Here is an 18898-nt window from a genome sequence, read left to right as displayed (position 1 = left end):
CCAGGTCCAGCCATTCCCCGACGGCCAGCACATGTGCGCGCCGTCCGGCGTGCGTGCGGAACTCCTTCTCCGGGTCGGAGCCGCCGTAAGGCGGCCACGAACGGCCTCCGGAGGGCTACCGCGCGTTGAAGTACTTCGCCTCCGGGTGGTGGATCACGATGGCGTCCGTGGACTGCTCGGGGTGGAGCTGGAACTCCTCCGAGAGCTTCACCCCGATCCGTTCGGGTCCCAGCAGATCGGCGATCTTCGCGCGGTCCTCCAGGTCGGGGCAGGCACCGTAGCCCAGCGAGAAGCGCGCGCCGCGGTACTTCAGCGCGAACATGTCCTCCATCTCGCCCGGGTCCTCACCGGCGAAGCCCAGCTCGGCGCGGACCCGGGCGTGCCAGTACTCGGCCAGCGCCTCCGCCAGCTGGACGGACAGACCGTGCAGCTCCAGATAGTCGCGGTAGGAGTCGGCGGCGAACAGCTCGGCGGTCATCTCGCCGATCTTCGAGCCGACGGTCACCACCTGGAGGCCGACGACATCGGTCTCCCCGGACTCCTCGGGCCGGAAGAAGTCGGCCAGGCACAGCCGGCGGCCGCGGCGCTGGCGCGGGAAGGTGAAGCGGGTGCGCTCGCTGCCGTCCTCGTTCAACAGGACCAGGTCGTCGCCCTTGGAGACGCACGGGAAGTAGCCGTAGACCACGGCCGCCTCCAGCAGGTTCCCGGTGTGCAGCCGGTCCAGCCAGCCGCGCAGCCGGGGCCGGCCCTCGCGCTCCACCAGTTCCTCGTAGCCGGGGCCATCGCCGGTGCGGGACTGCTTGAGCCCCCACTGGCCCTTGAAGAGCGCCCCCTCGTCCAGCCAGGAGGCGTAGTCGGCCTGCTGGATGCCCTTGACGACGCGGGTGCCCCAGAACGGCGGGGTGGGCACGGGGTTGTCGGTGGCCACGTCGGAGCGCGCCGGGCCCTGGTCCGGCTCCGGCTCCCGCACCTGGGCGGCGCGCTGGGGGACCCGGCGCTGCCGGAGCTCGGGGAGCGTGGCGCCGGGCACCCCGCGCTTGACGGCGATCAGGGCGTCCATGAGCCGCAGCCCCTCGAAGGCGTCGCGGGCGTAGCGCACCTCGCCCTCGTAGATCTCGTGCAGATCCTGTTCGACATAGGCCCGGGTGAGGGCGGCGCCGCCGAGGATGACGGGGTAGTCGGCGGCCAGCTTGCGCTGGTTGAGCTCCTCCAGGTTCTCCTTCATGATCACCGTGGACTTCACCAGCAGCCCGGACATGCCGATCACATCGGCCCGGTGCTCCTCGGCGGCCTCCAGGATCGCCGAGACCGGCTGCTTGATGCCGAGGTTGACCACGTTGTAGCCGTTGTTGGACAGGATGATGTCCACGAGGTTCTTACCGATGTCATGGACGTCGCCGCGGACGGTGGCCAGCACGATGGTGCCCTTGCCCTCGTCGTCCGACTTCTCCATGTGCGGCTCCAGATGCGCCACGGCCGTCTTCATGACCTCGGCGGACTGGAGGACGAACGGCAGCTGCATCTGGCCGGAGCCGAACAGCTCGCCGACCACCTTCATGCCGTCCAGCAGCGTCTCGTTGACGATGTCGAGGGCGGGGCGCTCCTGGAGGGCCTCGTCGAGGTCGGCCTCCAGGCCGTTGCGCTCACCGTCGATGATGCGCCGCTTGAGGCGCTCCTCCAGGGGCAGCGCGGCCAGCTCCTCGGCCTTGCCCGCCTTGAGCGACTTGGCGGTGGCGCCCTCGAAGAGCCCCATCAGCTTCTGCAAGGGGTCGTAGCCCTCGGCGCGGCGGTCGTAGATCAGGTCCAGGGCCGTCTCGACCTCCTCGTCCTCGAACCGCGCGATCGGCAGGATCTTGGAGGCGTGCACGATCGCCGAGTCCAGGCCCGCCTTGACGCATTCGTCGAGGAAGACGGAGTTGAGCACGATGCGGGCGGCCGGGTTGAGGCCGAAGGAGATGTTCGACAGGCCGAGGGTGGTCTGGACGTCCGGGTGGCGCCGCTTGAGCTCGCGGATCGCCTCGATGGTGGCGATGCCGTCCTTGCGGGACTCCTCCTGACCGGTGCAGATGGTGAAGGTCAGACAGTCGATGAGGATGTCGTCCTCGCGGATGCCCCAGTTGCCGGTCAGATCGGCGATCAGCCGCTCGGCGATCTCCACCTTGTGCTCCGGGGTGCGGGCCTGGCCCTCCTCGTCGATGGTCAGCGCGATCAGGGCGGCGCCGTGCTCCCGCGCGAGCCCGGTGACCTTGGCGAACCGCGACTCGGGGCCGTCCCCGTCCTCGTAGTTGACGGAGTTGATGACCGCGCGTCCGCCGAGCTTCTCCAGCCCGGCCCGGATGACGTCGACCTCGGTGGAGTCCAGGACGATGGGGAGGGTGGAGGCGGTGGCGAACCGCCCGGCCAGCTCCTCCATGTCCGCCACGCCGTCCCGGCCGACGTAGTCCACGCACAGGTCGAGCAGATGGGCGCCCTCGCGGATCTGCTCCCGGGCCATCTCCACGCAGTCGTCCCAGCGGCCCTCCAGCATGGCCTCGCGGAACTTCTTGGAGCCGTTGGCGTTGGTGCGCTCGCCGATCGCCAGATACGAGGTGTCCTGGCGGAACGGCACGGTCTGGTAGAGCGAGGCGGCGCCGGGCTCGGGGCGCGGGGAGCGCTCGGTCGGGGTCAGCTCGCGGACCCGCTCGACGACCTGGCGCAGATGGTCGGGGGTGGTCCCGCAGCAGCCGCCGACCAGGGAGAGCCCGTACTCGCGGACGAAGGTCTCCTGGGCGTCGGCCAGTTCGCCCGGGGTGAGGGGGTAGTGGGCGCCGTCCTTGCCCAGCACCGGAAGGCCGGCGTTGGGCATGCAGGACAGCGGGATACGGGAGTGGCGGGCGAGATGGCGCAGGTGCTCGCTCATCTCGGTGGGGCCGGTGGCGCAGTTGAGGCCGATCATGTCGATGCCGAGCGGCTCGAGGGCGGTGAGCGCCGCGCCGATCTCGGAGCCGAGCAGCATGGTGCCGGTGGTCTCGACGGTGACCGAGCAGATCACGGGGAGGTTGGCACCGGTGGCGTCCAGGGCGCGGCGGGCGCCGATGATCGCGGCCTTGGTCTGGAGCAGGTCCTGGGTGGTCTCCACCAGGAGGGCGTCCGCGCCGCCGGCGATCATGCCCTCGGCGTTGGCCTGGTAGGCGTCGCGGAGGATGGTGTAGGGCGCGTGGCCGAGGGTGGGCAGCTTGGTGCCGGGGCCCATCGAGCCGAGCACCCAGCGCTGGCGTCCGTCGGCGCCGAACTCGTCGGCGACCTCACGGGCGATCCGGGCACCGGCCTCGGAGAGCTCATGGACGCGGTCGGGGATGTCGTACTCGCCGAGCGCCGCGTGGTTGGCGCCAAAGGTGTTGGTCTCGACACAGTCCACACCGACGGCGTAGTACGCCTCGTGGACCGAGCGGACGATGTCCGGGCGGGTGACGTTGAGGATCTCGTTGCAGCCTTCGAGCTGCTGGAAGTCGTCGAGACTGGGGTCCTGAGCCTGGAGCATCGTCCCCATCGCGCCGTCGGCGACCACCACGCGGGTGGCCAGCGCTTCACGAAGCGCGTCGGCTCGGGCGGCGGATGTGGGCGATGGCGTGTACGAGGCCATGGATGTGCTCCCTGGAGTGCGACGGCTGTCGGCTTTGCGCCCTCCCCGGGGGAAGACGCACCACGCCAGGGTAGCCGCCAGTGGTCATTTCACGATGGTCGTTCCATCAGCCGGGATGAACACGGCCGATCGGCCCCCGGTGGGCCCGCTGATCGCCGACACACGGCCTCGCTGTACCGCGGGGTCGACATGGACCGATAGTGTTCAGCATTGTCGAACCGCAGTCAGGAGGGGTTGGCGATGGCACGGAACATCCAGTCGTTGGAGCGCGCCGCCGCGATGCTACGCCTGCTCGCCGGTGGTGAGCGACGTCTGGGACTGTCCGACATCGCATCCACTCTGGGGCTGGCCAAGGGCACCGCGCACGGCATATTGCGCACCCTCCAGCAGGAGGGTTTCGTCGAGCAGGACGAGGCGTCCGGCCGCTATCAGCTCGGCGCGGAGCTGCTGCGCCTGGGCAACAGCTATCTGGACGTGCACGAGCTGCGCGCCCGCGCCCTGGTGTGGACCGACGACCTGGCCCGCTCCAGCGGCGAGAGCGTGTACCTGGGCGTGCTGCACCAGCAGGGCGTGCTGATCGTCCACCATGTCTTCCGGCCGGACGACAGCCGCCAGGTGCTGGAGGTCGGCGCGATGCACCCGCTGCACTCCACGGCCCTGGGCAAGGTGCTCTCCGCGTACGACCCGGTCGCCCACACCGAGGTGACCGAGACCGAGCGCAGGGTGTTCACCCCCCGCACGGTGACCGGGGAGCCCGAGTTCGAGGGCGTCCTGGACCTGACCCGGGCGCGTGGCTGGGGCTCCGATGTGGAGGAGACCTGGGAGGGCGTGGCGTCGGTCGCGGCGCCCATCCACGACCGGCGCCGGCTGCCGGTGGGCGCGGTGGGGATCACGGGCGCGGTCGAGCGGGTGTGCGACGGCGGGGAGCTGCGCTCCGAGCTCGTGGCCGCCGTAAGGGACTGCGCCCGCGCCGTCTCCCGGGACCTGGGTGCCCTGCGCTTCTGAATCGTGCCAGTGGGCGCCGATCAGCCCCCATATGCCGTGATGACCGGCTTCATCACGGTTTCACATACATGCGATTTTTCCCTCACACGACCCTTGACGGGGTCTTCGACGTGAAGAAAACTGCCGTTCATCGGTCGGCATTGTCGAACACCTGACGACAATATTCGCTATGGTGGACTCGCCGCGGGCCGACCAACGCCCTCCCACGAGGGCGCGGACCACCGGTGAGAACCCGGGGGTTCGCCTTCCCCTGGACGAAGGACAAAGGAGTCGCGGGTGTCCAGCTCCGACATCTTCATCGGCGAGACCATCGGTACCGCCGTACTCATTCTGCTCGGCTGCGGTGTCGTCGCCGGCGTTGTCTTGAAGCAATCCAAGGCGTTCGAGGCCGGGTGGGTCGCCATCACCCTCGGGTGGGGCTTCGCCGTGCTCACCGGCGCCTATATCTCCGCGCCGCTCTCGGGGGCGCACCTCAACCCGGCGGTGACGCTCGGCCTCGCCATCGAGGGCGGTGTCGAGTGGAGCAAGGTGCCCGTCTACTTCCTCGGGCAGATGCTCGGCGCGGTGATCGGCGCCTCGCTGGTGTGGCTCGCCTACCTCGGCCACTTCCACGCCCATCTCAAGGACCGCGAGATCGTCGGCGGCCCGGGCGCCCAGGACACGGCGGTGGCGGACAAGCAGCAGGCCGGTGACGCCGGCCCGGTGCTGGGCGTCTTCTCCACCGGCCCCGAGATCCGCAACGTCGGCCAGAACCTGGCCACCGAGATCATCGCCACGGCCGTACTGGTGCTCGCCATCCTCACCCAGGGGCTCAACGGCGACGGCAAGGGCCTGGGTGTCATCGGCGTCATGATCACCGCCTTCGTGGTGGTCGGCATCGGCCTCTCGCTCGGCGGCCCGACCGGTTACGCCATCAACCCGGCGCGTGACCTGGGCCCCCGTATCGCTCACGCCCTCCTGCCGCTGCCCAACAAGGGCGGCTCGGACTGGGGCTACGCCTGGATCCCCGTCGTCGGCCCGCTCATCGGCGGTGCCATCGCCGGCGGGATCTACGAGATCGCCTTCGCCTAGCCCACCCCACCCATCGCAGGAGAGCAGCAGATCATGACCGACACCCACACCACGAGCGCCTCGTCCCACGGCCAGGGCCCGTTCATCGCGGCCATCGACCAGGGCACCACCTCAAGCCGCTGTATCGTCTTCGACCGCGACGGCCGCATCGTCTCGGTGGACCAGAAGGAACACGAGCAGATCTTCCCCAAGCCCGGCTGGGTGGAGCACGACGCCACCGAGATCTGGGAGAACGTCCAGGAGGTCGTCGCCGGCGCCATCACCAAGGCCGGGATCACCGCCGCCGACGTCAAGGCGATCGGCATCACCAACCAGCGCGAGACCACCCTGCTCTGGGACAAGAACACCGGTGAGCCGGTGCACAACGCCATCGTCTGGCAGGACACCCGCACCGACGCCCTGTGCCGTGAGCTCGGCCGCAACGTCGGCCAGGACCGCTTCCGCCGCGAGACCGGCCTCCCGCTGGCCTCCTACTTCGCCGGTCCCAAGATCCGCTGGCTGCTCGACAACGTCGAGGGGCTGCGCGAGCGGGCCGAGGCGGGCGACATCCTCTTCGGCACCATGGACTCCTGGGTCATCTGGAACCTGACCGGCGGGGTCGACGGCGGGGTGCACGTCACCGACGTCACCAACGCCTCCCGCACCCTCCTGATGAACCTGCACACCCTGGACTGGGACGAGAAGATCCTGTCCTCGATCGACATCCCGGCCGCCGTACTGCCGCGGATACGTTCCTCCGCCGAGGTCTACGGGCACACGGCCGAGGGCGTCCTGGCGGGCGTTCCGGTCGCCTCCGCGCTCGGCGACCAGCAGGCGGCCCTCTTCGGCCAGACCTGCTACTCCGAGGGCGAGGCCAAGTCCACCTACGGCACCGGCACCTTCCTGCTGATGAACACCGGCGAGAAGCCGGTCAACTCCTACAACGGGCTGCTGACCACCGTCGGCTACCGGATCGGCGACGAGAAGCCGGTCTACGCCCTGGAGGGCTCCATCGCGGTCACCGGTTCGCTGGTGCAGTGGATGCGGGACCAGATGGGCCTGATCAACAGCGCCGCCGAGATCGAGACCCTCGCGAGCTCCGTCGAGGACAACGGCGGCGCGTACTTCGTGCCCGCCTTCTCGGGTCTGTTCGCCCCGTACTGGCGGGCCGACGCGCGTGGCGTGATCGCCGGCCTGACCCGCTATGTCACCAAGGCGCACATCGCCCGTGCCGTGCTCGAGGCCACCGCCTGGCAGACCCGCGAGATCGTCGACGCGATGACCAAGGACTCCGGGGTCGAGCTCACCGCGCTCAAGGTCGACGGCGGTATGACCTCCAACAACCTTCTGATGCAGACCCTCTCGGACGCCCTGGACGCTCCCGTGGTGCGCCCGATGGTCGCCGAGACCACCTGCCTCGGCGCGGCCTACGCAGCCGGTCTGGCCGTCGGCTTCTGGCCGGACACCGACGCCCTGCGCGCCAACTGGCGCCGGGCCGCCGAATGGACCCCCCGAATGGACGCGGACGTCCGCGACCGCGAGTACAAGAACTGGCTCAAGGCCGTGCAGCGGACCATGAGCTGGATCGAAGACGAGGAGTAATCAATGACCACCCCGCAGAGCGTTCCGTCCCTCGGAACGCACCCGGCTGCCGGTTCGAACCCCAGCCGAGCCGAGACCCGGGAACAGCTCTCCAAGGCGACGTACGACCTCCTGGTGATCGGCGGCGGCATCCTGGGCATCACCACCGCCTGGCACGCCGCGCAATCCGGGCTGCGGGTGGCGATGGTGGACGCCGGTGACTTCGCCGGCGCCACCTCCTCCGCCTCCTCCAAACTGCTCCACGGCGGCCTGCGCTATCTCCAGACCGGCGCGGTCAAGCTGGTCGCCGAGAACCACTTCGAGCGGCGCGCGGTCTCCCGTACCGTCGCCCCCCACCTGGCCAACCCGCTCACCTTCTACCTGCCGGTCTACAAGGGCGGTCCGCACGGCGCGGCCAAGCTGGGCGCGGGCGTCTTCGCCTACTCGGCGCTCTCCGCGTTCCGCGACGGCGTCGGCCATGTGATCGGTGCCGAGCGGGCCGCGCGCGACGTCCCGGAGCTGCGCACCGAGAACCTCAAGGCGGTCGCGGTCTACGGCGACGGCCAGATGAACGACAGCCGCATGGCCCTGATGACGGTCCGCGCGGCCGTGGAGTCCGGCGCCACCGTCCTGAACCACGCCGAGGTCACCGGTCTGCGCAAGACCGACGGCCGGGTCACCGGCGCCGAGCTCAAGGACCGCACCGACGGTACCGAGTTCGGGGTCGACGCCCGTCTGGTGCTCAACGCCACCGGCCCCTGGGTGGACCATCTGCGCCGGATGGAGGACCCGAACGCGGCGCCGTCGATCCGGCTGTCCAAGGGCGCGCACCTGGTCCTCAAGCGCACCTCCCCCTGGCGGGCGGCGCTGGCGACCCCGATCGACAAGTACCGCATCACCTTCGCCCTCCCCTGGGAGGACATGCTGCTGCTGGGCACCACGGACGAGGAGTTCGAGGGCGACCCGGCCGATGTCGCGGTCAACGAGAAGGACATCGCCCAGATATTGGACGAGGCGGCCTTCTCCATCCGCGACCAGCAGCTCTCCCGCGATCTGATCACCTACTCCTTCGCGGGGCTGCGGGTGCTGCCCGGCGGCCCCGGCGACACCGCCAAGGCCAAGCGGGAGACCGTGGTCACCGAGGGCAGGGGCGGGATGCTCTCCATAGCCGGCGGCAAGTGGACCACCTTCCGCCACATCGGCCGCACCGTGATGCAGAAGCTGGCCCAGCTGCCGGGCCGTCCGCTCGCCGACGACATGGAGCCGGTCAAGCAGCTGCCCAGGTACATGCCGCTGCCGGGCCTGGCCAATCCGCACGCCGTGGAGCACCGGCTGCTGGTGGACGGCGGCACCCCAGGCCCGCGCATGGCCGCCGACACCGCCCGCCATCTGGCGACCCACTACGGTTCGCTCTCCTTCGACATCGCCCGGCTGGCCAGCGGCGACGCGGCGCTCGCCGAGCGGATCCACCCCGATGCCCCGGAGATCTGGGCGCAGGTCGTCTACGCCCGGGACTACGAGTGGGCGCGCACCGCGGACGACGTACTGCGCCGCCGCACCACCCTGACCATCCGCGGCCTGGACTCCGAGGACATCCGGAGCCGGGTCGAGGATCTGCTGGCCAAGCGACCCTGACCCCCGCGGGGCCGCCTTCCCGGGCCCGGGCGGCCGGGCGAGAGGAAACGTCTTCTCACCCGGCCGCCCTGGCTGCTAGTTTGAGGCGGCGACCAATTTCGGGGAGGGGTGAGCGCGCGATGCCCTACCAGGAGCACGCCATCTCGCTCACCGCCCGGCGCCATATCGATCTGCACCGCGTCTCCAGCGCGATCTGTCAGGGCCGCTGACGGCTTTTCGCCGCCCGGCCCTTTCTCTTTTTCACTCTCTTTCCTTTCTTTCTGCCTGGAGACCCACCCATGCTCGGCTCGCGCCGCGGTTATACCGTTTTCGCCGCTGTCACCGCTCTGGCCCTCGCCGCCACCGCCTGCTCCTCCTCCGGCGCGTCCGGCACGGGGAGTTCCACCCCGCACTCCGGCGGGCATCTGACCTTCGCCCTCGCCTCCGACCCGATCTGCGTCGACCCCCAGCAGCAGGGCAACAACGACGCGATCTACCCCGCCCGGCAGCTGGTGGACTCCCTCACCGACCAGGACCCGAAGACCGGGAAGATCGTGCCCTGGCTCGCCAGGAGCTGGGAGGTGAGCCAGGACGCCACCACCTTCACCTTCCACCTCCGCCGCGCCGCCACCTTCAGCGACGGCACCCCGGTCGACGCCCGCGCGGTCAAGGACAACTTCGACGGCATCGTGCGGCTCGGGGCGAAGTCGGTGCTGGGCGCCAGCTATCTGGCCGGGTACCGGGGCACGGACGTGGTCGGCGAGGACACCGCCCGGGTCCGGTTCAAGGCGCCCAACGCCCAATTCCTCCAGGCCACATCCACCTTCACGCTCGGCCTGCTGGCCCGGTCGACGACGAGGCTCCCGGCGGCGAAGCGCTGCACCGAGAACATCGTCGGCTCCGGCCCCTTCACCCTCACCGACTACACCCCGAACAAGTCCGTCGAGGAGCGCCGCCGTCCGGGCTACGCCTGGGGCTCGTCGCTGTGGCGCAAGAAGGGCCCGGCCTATCTGGAGCGGATCTCCTTCAAGGTCGTCCCCGAGTCCGGGGTGCGCACCGGCTCCCTCCAGTCGGGGCAGGCCGATGCCATCGGGGGCGTCGCGCCGCAGGACGAGGACGGGCTGAAGAGCACCGGCTTCACCCTGCTCAGCAGGGCCAACCCCGGTGTGCCGTTCGCCCTGACGGTCAACGCGGACCGTCCCCTCACCCGGGATACGAAGGTCCGCCAGGCCGTTCAGCTCGGGGTGAACCGCCAGGAGGTGGTGGACACCGTCCTCAGCCGCCGCTACAAGCCGGCCACCAGCTCGCTGGCCTCCACCACCACCGCGTACAAGAACCTCGGCGACCGGCTGCGCCACGCCCCGGACCGGGCCCGGAAGCTGCTGGACGAGGCGGGCTGGAAGCCGGGACCGGGCGGTATCCGGGCCAAGGACGGCCGGAAGCTCTCCCTGACGGTCGTCTGGGCCACCAACTTCGGCCCCAATCAGACCGCGCTGGAGCTGATCCAGCAGCAGCTGAAGAAGATCGGCGTCCAGATCACCCTGAAGTCCCACTCCATCGGGGACTTTGTCGAGGTCCGGCAGAAGGGCGACTACGACTACGCCTGGGGCAACACCACCCGCGTCGACCCCGACATCCTGCGCACCTCCTTCTCCGGCGAGGGCCTCAACCTCTCGCGGCTGCACGACCCCGCGCTCGACTCCGTGCTCGACGAGCAGTCGGCCACGGCCGACGCCGCACGCCGTGCCGAGCACGCCGCCCGCGCCCAGGCCCTGGTGGTGGAGAAGGGCTACCAGGTGCCGGTCTTCGAGCTCACCACCGTGATCGGGGTCGGGAAGAACGTCCACGACCTGGACTTCGAGGCGTCCTCCCGGCTCCAGTTCCATGACACCTGGCTGTCCTGAGCGCCGCCGACGACCACGAGAGCGAAGAGAAGCGAATCCATGCCGCGCTACCTTGTGCAGCGGCTGCTCCAGGCGGTCTTCGTGCTGTGGGCGGCCTTCACCACCTCCTTCGTCGTGCTGTATCTGCTGCCCGGCGACCCGGTGTCGATCATGGCTTCCGGGGGCGGCGACACCAACGATGTGAGCCCCGAGCAGATCGCCGAGCTCAAGCGGGTCTACGGCTTCGACAAACCGCTGGTCGAGCAGTACGGCGACCGCCTGTGGCACGCCCTCCGGGGCGACTTCGGGATCTCCGTCCAGAGCGGTGACCCGGTCGCCCGGCTGATCGCCGGCCAGCTGCCCGCGACGCTCCAGCTCACCTCCGCCGCGCTGCTGCTGGCCACGGTGGTGGGCGCGGGCGTCGCCCTGGCGGCCACCTACACCCGGCGGCGCTGGCTGCGGCAGGCCCTGCTGTCGCTGCCCGCGCTGGGTGTCTCTGCGCCGACCTTCTGGGTGGGCCTGATCCTCGTCCAGCTGGTGTCGTTCCGCTGGGGGCTGCTGCCCGCCATCGGCAACGAGGGGTTCGGGAGCCTGATCCTGCCCGCCGTCACCCTGGCCGTGCCCACCTCCGCCGTGATCGCGCAGGTCTTCGCCAGAAGCCTGCGGACCGCGCTGGCCGAGCCGTATGTGGAGACGGCGCTGGCCAAGGGGGCGAGCCGGCGGCGGGTGCACTTCGGGCACGCGCTGCGCAACGCCGCGATCCCGCCGCTGACCGTCGCCGGAATGCTGGTCGGCAATCTGCTGGCGGGATCGGTGATCGTGGAGACGGTGTTCTCCCGGACCGGTGTCGGCCGGGTCACCGCCACCGCGGTGACCGCCCAGGACCTCCCGGTGGTGCAGGGTCTTGTGGTCTTCGGCGCGCTGGCCTTCGTCCTCGCCAACCTGGCGGTGGACCTGATCGTGCCGCTGCTCGATCCGCGTATCACCGGCGCCGCGGCCACGGCGGTGACCCGATGAGCCGCGGCCGCGCCGCCGCGCGCTTCTGGCTGCGCCGCCCCGGCCTGGTGGCCGCGGTGGCGGTGCTGGCGCTGGTGCTGCTGGCGGCCTTCTTCCCCGGCCTGTTCACCGGGCGGGATCCGCTGTCGGGGGTGCCGGCCGAACGGCTGCGGGGGCCCAGCCTCCACCATCTCTTCGGCACCGACCAGTTGGGCCGGGATCTGTTCTCGCGGGTGGTGCACGGTGCGGCGCTCTCGCTCAAGGCCACCTCGCTGGCCGTGGCGGTGGGCCTGGTCGCCGGTTCCGCGCTGGGCCTTGCCGCCGGGTACGTGGGCGGGCTGCTGGACGACGCCCTGATGCGGATCGCCGATGTGCTGCTCGCCATCCCCAACCTGCTGCTCTCCCTGGCCCTGGTGACCGCGCTCGGCTTCGGCACCGTCAAGGTGGCCGTCGCGGTGGGCGTGACCAGCGTCGCCGGCTTCGCCCGGATCATGCGCGCCGAGGTGCTGCGGGTGCGCGAGGCCACCTATGTCGAGGCGGCGCGGTCCTCCGGTTCACGCCCGCCTGCGGTGCTGCTGCGGCATGTGCTGCCGAACGCCTCGGGGCCCGTACTGGTCTACGCGGCCGTCGAGTTCGGCACCGTGGTGCTGGCCGTCTCCGCGCTCAGCTTCCTGGGCTACGGGGCCGAACCCCCGGCACCGGAGTGGGGCTCCCTCGTCTCCGGCGGCCGCGACTACCTCGCCACGGCATGGTGGCTCACCACTCTGCCCGGTCTGACCATCGCCGCCACCGTGCTGGCCGCGGGACGGGTCTCCCGCGCGCTGGACGGCGAGGCGAAGGAGGCGTCCCGATGACGAACACCACCGAACCCCTGCTGTCGATCCGGGGGCTGGAGGTCTCCTACCGCACCGGCGACGGCGCCCCGCCCGCCGTGCGCGGGGTGGACCTCGACATCGCCCCGGGTGAGGTCCTCGCCCTGGTCGGCGAGTCCGGTTCGGGAAAGTCCACCACCGCACACGCGGTCATCGGTCTGCTGCCGCCCGGCGGACGGGTGGACGGCGGACGGATCCTCTTCGACGGCACCGACCTGGCCACCGCCGGAGAGCGGGAGCTGCGGGCGCGGCGCGGCCGCGACATCGGGCTGATCCCACAGGACCCGATGGTCTCGCTCAACCCGGTGCAGCGGATCGGACGGCAGGTCGCCGAGGTGCTGCTGATCCACGGTCTGGCGGACCGCGCGTCCGCGCCCGCCGAGGCGGTACGGATCCTGGGGCAGGCCGGGCTGCCGGACCCGGAGGTACGGGCCCGGCAGTATCCGCATGAGCTGTCCGGGGGCATGCGGCAGCGCGTGCTCATCGCGATCGCGGTGGCGGCGCGCCCCCGGCTGGTGATCGCCGACGAGCCGACCAGCGCACTGGACGTCACCGTTCAGCGGCGGATCCTGGACCATATCGAGACGCTCACCCGCCAGGCGGGCACGGCCGTGCTGCTGATCACTCACGATCTGGGGGTCGCTGCGGACCGGGCGCGGCGGATCGCGGTCATGTCGGAGGGCCGGATCGTGGAGACGGGCCGCACCCGGGACGTCCTCACCGCGCCCCGGCATCCGTACACCCGGCGGCTGCTGGCGAGCGCCCCGAGCGTGGCGACGGAACGAGCACGGGTGCGGGTGCGGGTGCGCGAGGAGGCACCGGCCGATGGGCCCTCGGGAGCGGGCGCCGAGGGAGCGGGCGCCGATCTCGTCGTCGCCGAGGGCCTGGTCAAGGAGTTCGCGGCGCGCGGCCGGGCGCCCGTCCGTGCCGTGGACGCGGTGGACTTCCGGATCCGGCGCGGTGAGTGCTTCGCCCTGGTCGGGGAGTCCGGTTCGGGGAAGTCCACCACGGCCCGGATGGTGGCGCGGCTGACCGATCCCACCGAGGGCCGGATCCGGTTCGACGGGCAGGACATCACCGCGCTGTCGGGCCGTGCGCTGCGCCGACTGCGGCGCCGCGTCCAGCTCGTCTACCAGAATCCGTACTCCTCGCTCGACCCCCGCCGGTCCGTCGCCGACGCCGTCACCGAGCCGCTGCGCGCCTTCCGGGTCGGCGACCGGGCGGCACGGCTGCGGCGCGCGGCCGAGCTGCTGGACCGGGTCGCGCTGCCCGCGACCACGCTGCGGCGCAGACCCGGCGAGCTGTCGGGCGGTCAGCGGCAGCGGGTGGCCATCGCCCGCGCCCTGGCCCTCGGTCCCGACCTGGTCATCTGCGACGAGCCGGTGTCGGCGCTGGACGTGTCGGTGCAGGCGCGCATTCTGGAGCTGCTGGCGGAGTTCCAGCGCGATCTGGGGCTGAGCTATCTCTTCATCTCCCATGACCTCGCCGTCGTACGGCAGATCGCCGACCGGGTGGGGGTGATGCGCGACGGGAGGCTACTGGAGACGGGCACGACGGATCGGGTCTTCGCCGCGCCCTCCCATCCGTACACCGAGGAGCTGCTCGCCGCGATCCCGGGCGGGCGCCATGCGGTCTCCGCCCGATCCGCCTGAATCCCACCGCCCGATCCGTCCGACGCTGGAAGGACACCATGAAGTTCTCCGTACTGTCCCTGATCGGCCGTGCCCCGCATCCGCTGACCGGTGAGCTGCCCTCCGCCGCCGAGCGGTTCGAGGACGTCCTGGAGACGGGGGTGGCCGCCGAGCGGCTCGGCTTCGACGCGTACGCCGTCGGGGAGCGGCACGCCGGGCCGTTCCTGTCCTCGAGCCCCACGGTGGTGCTGGGCGCGCTCGCCGCCCGCACCTCACGGATCAGGCTGCTCACCGGGGTGACCGTGGTGGCGATCCTGGACCCGGTGCGGGTCGCCGAGGACTACGCGACGCTGGACCAGATCTCCCGCGGCCGGATCGAGCTGGTCGTGGGCAAGGGCGCGGAGGCCGGGCACTTCGACCTCTTCGGCCTCGACGAGGACCGGCAGTGGGACCTCCAGGCCGAGAAGTACGAGCTGCTGCGGCGGCTGTGGAGCGAGGAGAAGGTCACCTGGGAGGGGGAGTTCCGGCCGCCGCTGAAGGAGGTGACGACCGTGCCGCGGCCCTACGACGGGCTCCCCAGGATCTGGCACGGCTCGGCCACCAGCCGCAACTCGCCCGAGCTGGCCGCCAAGCACGGCGATCCGCTGTTCACGGCGAACGCCATCCAGCCGCGCGAGGCGTACGCGGAGCTGATCCGCCACTACCGCGAGCGGTTCGAGGCGTACGGCCACGATCCGGCGAACGCGCATGTGGCGGCCGGGTCCGGCGGGCTGTTCATCGCCGACACCACCCAGCGGGCGATCGAGCAGTACAAGGACTTCTACGAGGCGCGGGTGCGGCAGAACTTCAAGCCCCATCTGGTGGACAAGCCGGGCTACAACACCCCGTTCCGCACGATCGAGGACGCGATCGAGAACGGGCCACAGCTCATCGGGAGCCCGCAGCAGATCATCGACAAGATCCTCGCCTATCACGAGGTCTACCGGCACGACCTCCAGTCGATCACGGTCGACGGGATGGGGCTGAGCCGCTCGCGGCAGATCGAGACGCTGGCCAGGTTCGCCGAGGAGATCGCCCCGGTGGTGCGCCGGGAGGCGCCCAGCAAGCTCTGGAGCTGAGCCGGGAACCGGCGAACTTCCGCCCGGTCGGGGGCAGTTGGCGGGCGATCCACCGGGAGCCCCGGACTTACTCGTGCGTAAAAATCTACTGAATCGCTCTTGCCTTCTTCGGCGGTGCGCGCATCAATGACATCGCCCGTGGATGACGGGCAGGAACAACCCCCCACCTCACTTCCCCCACTCCGGAAGGCAATCCCATGAGACGGATCAAGCTCGGGATCAGCACGGCAATGGGAGCAGCAGCAATGGCCGCCGGCGCGCTGGCGCTGGCACCGACCGCGTCGGCGGTCGACCCCACGACGGCCACCCTGACCGCCGAATGCGGGACCTACGGCTCGGGCCTGGCCACCCTCACGGCCACGCAGAGCGGGACGTCCGCGACCATCACCCTGTCCTCCGGGGCGATCAAGGCGCCGATCGACGTTCCGGCGGGGTCGGTGAACTCCACACTGACGCTGTCGAAGAACGGCTCCGGGACCGCCACCTTCACCGGCAACGCCAACCCGGCGATCCCGACCGGCTCCGATGTGACCACCGGCCCGCTCAAGGGCACGGTGGCCGCGGGCGACATCCTGGAGGCCAAGTCCCTCAAGCTGGTGATCTTCGGCCTGATCACGGTGAACTGCACCGCCACCTCGGCCCAGTCCCCGGGGCCGTTCACCTTCTGAGCCATCCGATGAACCGGTGGTGAGCCCACCCTCGGGCCCTCCCGGTGAGAGGTCCCAGCGGACCGGCGGCGTCCCCGGCGGACGCCGCCGGTCCGCGCACGTCATACGTCATAATGGACCCCTGATACATCGGATGTTTGGCCCGGGGAGGTCCACCATGGCGGTTACCGACGAGGCGATCGAGAAAATCAAGGGCATGATCGTCTCGGGTGCGCTGCGCCCCGGTGACCGGCTCCCCAAGGAGAGCGAGTTGGCCGCCGAGCTCGGACTGTCCCGCAACTCGCTGCGCGAGGCCGTACGGGCGCTGTCGCTGATCCGGATCCTCGACGTACGGCAGGGCGACGGCACCTATGTGACCAGCCTCGACCCCCAACTGCTGCTGGAGGCGCTGAGCTTCGTCGTGGACTTCCACCGCGATGACACGGTACTGGAGTTCCTGGCGGTGCGGCGGATCCTGGAGCCCGCGGCCACCGCGCTGGCCTGCACCCGGATCAGCGATGCCGAGCTGGACCGGCTCCAGGCGCAGCTGGACGAGCTCGGCCAGGAACCCTCGGTGGAGGAGCTGGTCGCATGCGATCTGGAATTCCATCGTGGCATCGTCCAGTCGTCGGGCAATTCGGTGCTGTGCTCACTGCTCGACGGGCTCTCAGGACCCACCACCCGGGCCCGGGTGTGGCGCGGTCTGACCCAGGAGGACGCGGTCAGCCGCACCCTCCATGAGCACCGGGCGATCCTGGCCGCCCTGCGGGACCGCGACGCGGAGGCGGCGCGGTCCTGGGCGACGGTGCACATCGCGAGCGTGGAGCAGTGGCTGCGCTCCACGCTGTGAGACCACCGGGGCTCCGCCCCGACCCCCGCCGGGGGCTCCGCCCCCAAACCCCCGCCCCCGGTCCCGGGTGGAGCCCTGCCTCGCGGCTGAGCCGCGCATCGGGTGCGGCCGGGTGGGGGTGAGGTGGGGACCTTCCGCTAGGTTCCCAGACCGTACGCGCGGGCCGCGTTGCCGCCGAAGACGGCGGCGCGCTCCTCCTCGGAGAGCCGCTGGGTGGCCGTCTCCGCCAGCGACATCACCTCGTCGTAGCTCGCGGCCAGGGTGCACACCGGCCAGTCGGAGCCGAACAGCACCCGGCCGGGCCCGAAGGCGTCCAGGACGTGCCAGGCGTACGGGAGCACCTGCTCGGGCTGCCAGCCCTCCCAGTCGGCCTCGGTGACCAGTCCGGACAGCTTGCAGTCGACGTTGGGCAGGGCCGCGAGCGCGGCCAGCTGCCACGCCCAGGGGTCGCGCTCACCGCTCGCCACGGGCGGCTTGGCGGCGTGGTCGAGGACGAAGCGCAGCCGCGGCAGCTCGCGGACGGCGTCCAGGGCCGCGGGCAGCTCGCGCGGGGTGACCAGCAGGTCGTAGACCAGACCCGCGTCGGCCACGGCGGCCAGCCCCCGGCGGGCGTCGGCGCGGTCCAGCCACCGCGGATCCGGCTCGTCCTGCACCTGGTGGCGCAGGCCCACCAGCCGGTCGCCGCCGGGCCCCGCGGCCAGCTCCGCGAGCACCTCGCCCACCCCGGGATCGGTGAGGTCGGCCCAGCCGACGACACCCGCGATCCGGTCCGAACCGTCGGCCAGGGCGAGGAGTTCCCGGGTCTCCTCGACGGAGGAGCTGGACTGGACGACGACGGTCGCGCCGATCCCATGGGCGTCCAGATGCGGGGCGAGGTCGTCCGGGGTGAAGGTGCGGCGGATGGGCTCCGCCCATGGACCGTCCATCCAGGGCTGCTCACGGCGGGTCAGATCCCACAGGTGGTGGTGGGCGTCGATACAGCGCGGCAAGGGCACTCGGGCACTCCTGGAGGGTTCAGACCGGCAGCGGGATGTCGTCGTCGAGCAGACCGCGCCGGACCAGGGCCTGCCACAGCTCGTGGGGGATGTCATGGGTGAACAGCTCGGCGTTGTCCCGGACTTCGGCCGGGGAGGCGCAGCCGACCACCGCCGCGGCCACCGCGGGATGGCCGAAGGGGAAGCGCAGCGCGGCGGCCCGCAGCGGCACCCGGAACTCGGCGCACACCTCGGCCAGCCGCCGGGCCCGCGCGAGGAGCTCGGGCGGCGCCTGCCGGTAGTCGTAGCGGGCCCCCGGGGCGGGGTCGGCGAGCAGTCCGGAGTTGTAGACCCCGCCGACCACCACGGAGGTGCCGCGCCGCTCGCACACCGGCAGCAGATCGTCGTAGGCGGTGCGCTCCAGCAGCGTCCAGCGCCCGGCGCACAGCACGACGTCCACGTCGAAGTCGGCGACGAACCGGGCGAGGAGGTCGCTGTGGTTCATGCCGAAGCCGATGGCCTTCACGAGCTTCTCCCGCTTCAGCTCGGCCAGCGCCGCGAAGCCCGTCTCATAGATCTCACGGATGTGGGCTTCCGGATCGTGGAGGTAGACGATGTCCAGGGCGTCGACCCCGAGCCGCTCCAGGGAGGACTCGAGGGTGGCGCGGATGCCGTCCCGGGTGAAGTCCCACTCACGGACCCGGTCGGGGGTGTCGGCGAACCCGTCCGCCTGGACCGGCTCCCCGGGGGCGCGCGGCCGCAGCCGCCGCCCCACCTTGGTGGAGAGGGTGTACGCGGTGCGGTCGCGCCCGGCCAGCACCCGGCCCAGCCGCTCCTCGGAGAGTCCGACGCCGTAGTGCGGCGCGGTGTCCATATAGGTGAGGCCGGTGTCGAACGCCGCCCTTACGGTGTCCAGCGCGCGCTCCTCCGGCACCGCCTCGTAGAGATTGGCCAGCGGCGCGCAGCCGAGGCCCAGGGGTGGTACGCGCACCCCCGAGCGGCCCAGTTCGCGCGGGCCGCCCGGGGCCCGTCCGACATCGCCCACCATGGTTGCC

15 protein-coding genes are annotated in these 18898 nt (G+C 71.1%); 12 read left to right on the top strand and 3 right to left on the bottom strand.

Annotated features, from left to right (window positions below; genetic code table 11):
• Positions 1-115: 115 nt before the first annotated feature.
• Positions 116-3622: a methionine synthase gene (metH, locus tag AB0E24_RS27810; protein WP_359380964.1), complete on the bottom strand. Its 3507-nt coding sequence runs from the start codon at positions 3620-3622 to the stop codon at positions 116-118.
• Positions 3623-3862: 240 nt separating this feature from the next.
• Here metH and AB0E24_RS27805 point away from each other — a divergent pair, with 240 nt between their 5' ends.
• From AB0E24_RS27805 to AB0E24_RS27750, 12 genes are all read left to right on the top strand, one after another.
• Entirely contained in the window at positions 3863-4627 is a 765-nt protein-coding gene (locus AB0E24_RS27805) for an IclR family transcriptional regulator (protein WP_173963322.1), read from the top strand.
• Between the two features lie 276 nt (positions 4628-4903).
• On the top strand, positions 4904-5698 hold the full coding sequence (locus AB0E24_RS27800) for an MIP/aquaporin family protein (RefSeq protein ID WP_069869027.1): 795 nt from the start codon (positions 4904-4906) through the stop codon (positions 5696-5698).
• A 33-nt stretch (positions 5699-5731) separates the two neighbouring features.
• A complete protein-coding gene (gene glpK / locus AB0E24_RS27795) occupies positions 5732-7279 on the top strand; it encodes a glycerol kinase GlpK (RefSeq protein ID WP_069869026.1) in 1548 nt (515 codons plus the stop codon).
• 3 nt (positions 7280-7282) lie between these two features.
• Positions 7283-8893, top strand: coding sequence for a glycerol-3-phosphate dehydrogenase/oxidase (locus AB0E24_RS27790; RefSeq protein ID WP_079257023.1), 1611 nt, complete (start codon positions 7283-7285; stop codon positions 8891-8893).
• 119 nt (positions 8894-9012) lie between these two features.
• A complete protein-coding gene (locus AB0E24_RS27785; RefSeq protein ID WP_313905726.1) occupies positions 9013-9102 on the top strand; it encodes a putative leader peptide in 90 nt (29 codons plus the stop codon).
• Positions 9103-9171: 69 nt separating this feature from the next.
• Entirely contained in the window at positions 9172-10776 is a 1605-nt protein-coding gene (locus AB0E24_RS27780) for an ABC transporter substrate-binding protein (RefSeq protein ID WP_232637263.1), read from the top strand.
• Positions 10777-10815: 39 nt separating this feature from the next.
• Positions 10816-11772: an ABC transporter permease gene (locus tag AB0E24_RS27775; RefSeq protein ID WP_232637264.1), complete on the top strand. Its 957-nt coding sequence runs from the start codon at positions 10816-10818 to the stop codon at positions 11770-11772.
• Entirely contained in the window at positions 11769-12605 is an 837-nt protein-coding gene (locus AB0E24_RS27770; RefSeq protein WP_079257025.1) for an ABC transporter permease, read from the top strand. The genes AB0E24_RS27775 and AB0E24_RS27770 overlap by 4 nt, the downstream gene beginning before the upstream one ends.
• Positions 12602-14275: a dipeptide ABC transporter ATP-binding protein gene (locus AB0E24_RS27765; RefSeq protein ID WP_359380955.1), complete on the top strand. Its 1674-nt coding sequence runs from the start codon at positions 12602-12604 to the stop codon at positions 14273-14275. The genes AB0E24_RS27770 and AB0E24_RS27765 overlap by 4 nt, the downstream gene beginning before the upstream one ends.
• A 38-nt stretch (positions 14276-14313) precedes the next feature.
• Entirely contained in the window at positions 14314-15372 is a 1059-nt protein-coding gene (locus AB0E24_RS27760) for an LLM class flavin-dependent oxidoreductase (protein WP_079257027.1), read from the top strand.
• A 197-nt stretch (positions 15373-15569) separates the two neighbouring features.
• Positions 15570-16040 (top strand): hypothetical protein, encoded by a 471-nt coding sequence (locus AB0E24_RS27755; protein WP_069869019.1) that lies wholly within the window; start codon positions 15570-15572, stop codon positions 16038-16040.
• Between the two features lie 157 nt (positions 16041-16197).
• Positions 16198-16869 (top strand): FadR/GntR family transcriptional regulator, encoded by a 672-nt coding sequence (locus tag AB0E24_RS27750; protein WP_069869018.1) that lies wholly within the window; start codon positions 16198-16200, stop codon positions 16867-16869.
• Positions 16870-17006: 137 nt separating this feature from the next.
• On the opposite strand, the gene AB0E24_RS27745 is transcribed toward AB0E24_RS27750, so the two are convergent.
• Positions 17007-17858, bottom strand: a complete 852-nt coding sequence (locus AB0E24_RS27745; protein ID WP_359380986.1) for an amidohydrolase family protein — start codon at positions 17856-17858, stop codon at positions 17007-17009.
• A gap of 25 nt (positions 17859-17883) precedes the next feature.
• On the bottom strand, positions 17884-18891 hold the full coding sequence (locus AB0E24_RS27740) for an aldo/keto reductase (RefSeq protein ID WP_359380949.1): 1008 nt from the start codon (positions 18889-18891) through the stop codon (positions 17884-17886).
• Positions 18892-18898: the final 7 nt, after the last annotated feature.

It is taken from the genome of Streptomyces malaysiensis subsp. malaysiensis (genome assembly GCF_040653035.1).
Lineage (GTDB): Bacteria > Actinomycetota > Actinomycetes > Streptomycetales > Streptomycetaceae > Streptomyces > Streptomyces malaysiensis.
This window is presented reverse-complemented; position numbering and strand designations above follow the sequence as displayed.